General features: G+C 59.8%; 3 protein-coding genes. All 3 read right to left on the bottom strand.

Features of this window, described 5'->3' with window-relative positions; all coding sequences use genetic code 11:
• Positions 1 to 108 precede the first annotated feature (108 nt).
• A complete protein-coding gene (locus ACW9JC_RS28940) occupies positions 109 to 1695 on the bottom strand; it encodes an arylsulfatase (RefSeq protein ID WP_457459313.1) in 1587 nt (528 codons plus the stop codon).
• A 73-nt stretch (positions 1696 to 1768) separates the two neighbouring features.
• The gene (locus ACW9JC_RS28935; RefSeq protein WP_457459311.1) at positions 1769 to 2797 is read right to left on the bottom strand and encodes an HAD family hydrolase; all 1029 of its coding nucleotides are present in this window, start codon (positions 2795 to 2797) and stop codon (positions 1769 to 1771) included.
• Complete coding sequence (locus ACW9JC_RS28930; protein ID WP_457459315.1) at positions 2794 to 4149, bottom strand: hypothetical protein; 1356 nt, start codon at positions 4147 to 4149, stop codon at positions 2794 to 2796. Before ACW9JC_RS28930 ends, ACW9JC_RS28935 begins: the two co-directional genes overlap by 4 nt.
• Positions 4150 to 4171 lie beyond the last annotated feature (22 nt).

Below are 4171 nucleotides of genomic sequence, written 5' to 3'. Positions count from 1 at the left end.
GCTGAAGGTCAAAAGATCGCAGCCTGCGGCAGCTCCTACCGGGGAATGTGTTTGCACTCCCTGGAATTGGGCCGCTCGCCGGTTAAGGCGAGCAGCGTTCAAGCGGTCTTACTGTGCAGGTTGATTCTTCATTTTTTCAGCGATTTTGGCATCTACCGCGGCACGCACCTGGTCAATACTGAAGCTGGCCGGTTTCTGGCTCGGTGGGTACTCGACGAATGTTTCGAGGAACGCGGCGGATTTCATTACCGCGATCTCGGTCAGGTAAACGTTCTTGGTGGTCCAGTCGTAGTACTGATCGGAAACCACGTCGGCACGCTCATACGGGTCCATGCGCAGGTTGAAGATTTTCGGCACCCGCAGACACACGAAAGGCTCGCTCCAGACCTTGAAGCCACCCGGAGCCCGCTGTTCGCAGAACACCGCTTTCCAGTTGCCGTAACGCATCGATACCAGCATGCCGTCGTCGTTGAAGTAGTAGAACTCCTTGCGTTCGCCTTTCGGCGCCTGGCCGGTCAGGTAAGGCAGTTGGTTGTAACCATCCAGATGCACCTTGAAGTTGTTGCCTCCCGATACCGGGGCCCAACCCTTGAGCAGTTTGTCCTTCACGCCAGTGTCGCCCGCAGCGGCGAGCAAGGTCGGGAACCAGTCAAGCCCCGAGAACATTTCGTTGGAGACCTCCCCCGGTTTGATCTTGCCCGGCCAGCGGATCATCGCCGGTACGCGATAAGCACCTTCCCAGTTGGAGTTTTTCTCGTTTCGGAACGGCGTGGTCGCAGCGTCCGGCCAGGAGAACTGGTTCGGGCCATTGTCGGTGGTGTAGACGACGATGGTGTTGTCGGCGATTTTCAGGTCGTCGAGCGTCTTCAGCAGTTTACCGACGTCGCCGTCGTGCTCAAGCATGCCGTCCGCATAGTCGTTGCCGGGCATGCCGCTCTGGCCCTTCATCGACTCGCGTACGTGGGTGAAGACGTGCATGCGCGTGGTGTTCATCCAGACGAAAAACGGCTTGTCCGCCTTGGCCTGCTTCTCGATGAACGCCTGCGCTGCCGCCGTGGTTTCGTCGTCGATGGTTTCCATGCGCTTGGTGTTCAAGGCACCAGTGTCCTCAATCTTGCCGTCGGCAAAACTGTGGATCACACCGCGTGGTGAGGCCGCCTTGACGAATTCCGGGTCATCCTTGGGCCAGTACGGACGCTCGGGTTCTTCCTCGGCGTTGAGGTGGTAAAGGTTGCCGAAGAACTCGTCGAAGCCGTGATTGGTCGGCAGGTATTCATCCCGGTCACCCAGGTGGTTCTTGCCGAATTGACCGGTGGCATAGCCCTGGGACTTGAGCGCCTGGGCAATGGTGATGTCACGCTTTTGCAAGCCCACTGGCGCGCCCGGAATACCCACTTTCGACAAGCCGGTACGCAATGGTGTCTGCCCGGTGATGAACGAAGACCTCCCAGCGGTGCAACTGTTCTCCGCGTAATAGTCGGTGAACATCATGCCTTCCTTGGCGATGCGGTCGATGTTCGGCGTCTTGTAGCCGACCACACCCATGGAATAGGCGCTGATATTGGTCTGGCCGATGTCATCGCCGAAGATCACCAGAATGTTGGGTTTTTCGGCGGCCCCGGCTGTCGCCGAAATCGCCATGACCGATGTCGCCACGAGGGCGAGTTTCGGTAGCCACTTGCGTATGCGAGTCATCTGACTGGCTCCTTATGCTCACTTGCGTCGCCTGATGCGACAAACGTTTATTGCGGTCCTGCATTACGCTTTTTTATTGCACTTGCTCGGTTGCGGGGGCGTCGAACGGGTAGATCCGCCGCCATTCGGCAGCCATGTCGACGACGGTCCAGCCGCGGGATTTCGCTTCGTCCAGGGCCTTGTCCAGACGGCCGATTTTTGACTCCCGGTCATAGGCCCATTCGCGCTTGGCGTCGGTGTGATGCACCAGGCCCATGAAGCGCTTGCCCGGTCCGGCGGCGGTCCATTGCAGCATTTGCAGGTCGCCGTCGGAGTTGCCGAAGGCGAGGATTGGCCGACGCCCGATGACCGCATCGATGCTGACCGGTTTGCCTGGGCCGTCGTCGTTGTGCGCCAGTTTCGGTGTGCGCAGGATCGATGCCTTGCCGTCCTTGTATTCAAACGTCGTGACGAAAGTCGTGCCTATGACTTGCTCGGGCGGAATGCCGTAGACCTTTTCGGCGAAGGCGCGCATGAACCCGGTGTCACCACCGGAAACGATGTAGGTCTTGAAGTCCTGGCTGCGCAGGTAGTCGAGCATTTCCAGCATCGGCTGGAAGATCATTTCGGTGTAAGGCTTGCCGGTTTTCGGGTGGCGGGCCTGGGAAAGCCAGGTCTTGGCGTAGTCGTCGAAGGCTTCGGTGGTCATGCCGGTGTGAGTCGCGCCGAAGATCTTCATCAAGCCGTCCATGCCGGTGGCTGCGAGGGCCTGGTGATCGTTTTCCAGTACTGCCTTGAACGGTTGGGTTGTTTTCCATTCCGGGTGTTGCGGCGCGGTGCGCTTGACCTCTTCGAGGGCGAACAGAAACTCGAAGTACATCGGTTGCTCGCTCCACAGGGTGCCGTCATTGTCGAACACGGCGATGCGGTCTTCGGGTTTGACGAAGTCCTTGCTGCTTTGATCGGTCACGGCCTGGACGAACTCGATGATGTTCTTTTTTGACGGGCCGTCGTTCCAGGACGGCAGTGGCTCGGCGGCCTGAACCAGCAAGGGCAGGCTCAGGGCGAGTGTCAGTAGAAACTTAAACCCGTGAAGTTGGCGTAGCGATATCGGGTTCATCATCGAAATTCCTTCTCGTGAACGGGGTTGAGTGGTCGCAGTGCGGGAGCGACTGATTCTTTGTTGTGTTCAGCCTGACTATGCAGCGTAGTCAAGGATTCCTTGAGTTGGTGCATTGCCTGATCTTTGGTCGGCTCGCGGCCGTAACAGGCCCGTAACAGTGCCTGTAGACGAGGGCCCAGACCGGTGAGCTTCAGGCCTTTGCGGCTGCGGCGGGTCCACAGGTACAAGGCGCTCAACTGCGGCGGATTGCCGTCGAGTTGTGCCGGGATCTGGCGCCAGGCGAAGTCGCTGGACTCCAGCCAGGCCGCGTGCCGTGCACGACGTCGGGCCTGCCAGCGAGAGCGGGTGCGCTGCCACAGCGGGCGGGCAAACCAGTAGAGCCCGGCGATGGCCAACAGCAGCACGAACAGCCCCAAGCCATAACCGGAAAGATGCAGGCTGTTTTGCCGGCCGAGTTTTTTCAGGTCTTCGGTGATCGAGAACACCGGTTTGTAGGCACTGTTGGCCGCTGCGTCGAAATCGATCTCAGGCACTTGCGCGGTACGGGTTTGCCCGGTGCTGGCATCCCACCATTTCACCTCGATCGGCGGGAGTGTGTAATGACCTTCGGTGTCGACCCGGTAAGTCGCGGTGTCGATGCGCTGCCCGCCGTTGAAGTGGCCGCGGCCGTCATCCAGATTGCTGATCTGCGGGGATTTCGCGTAACGACTCAGGCCTCGGACATCACCCAGCGGTGGCGTCGGCAATGACATGGCCAGGGCGCCATCTGCCTGGAGCGTCAGTTCACGGGTGATGCTGTCGCCGACCTTCAACGGCGTGGCCGAATGGATGGTTTTTTGCGTGAATCGCAGCCCTTGAGCCACCAGCACCGGCTCACCGACCCGGAACCCTGGGGGTTGTGTCGCGGTGAAATGCAAGGGCTGGCTCTGGGCGCTAAGCTCGGTGGTGGCCTGACCGGGAGTGGCGCGTACCGTCAGCGCCGGGATGTCGAATCCCTGTGCCAGATTCGGGGTGATCAGGTAGCTGTAGCGCATGCCACTGAAGGATTTGCCATCGAGGGTCTGATTGACGTGTTCGGCGTGGCCGTCGGGCGGCATGACCAGTGCGCCGTTCAACTTAAGGTCGGGCAGGGTGGGGGCGCTGGTGAACCAAGTGTCGGTGAGGACTTCGAGCTGCAGTTCGATGAGGCTGCCGACCATGGCTGGTTTGTTGGGTTGCAGGGTGGCTTGGACGCGCAATTCGGGTTCGGCGGCTATGACGGTTGTGCTGAACAGGCAGATGAGAACCGTGACGAGTAATGCGGTGAATGATCCGACGCTATCGCGGGCAAGCCCGCTCCCACAGGTTGCTATGTCATGTTCAAAGGGTGTGAAC

Source organism: Pseudomonas sp. SDO5591_S426 (assembly GCF_054070755.1).
Note: the sequence above shows the minus strand (reverse complement) of the source record. Positions and strands in the feature narration are given on the sequence as shown.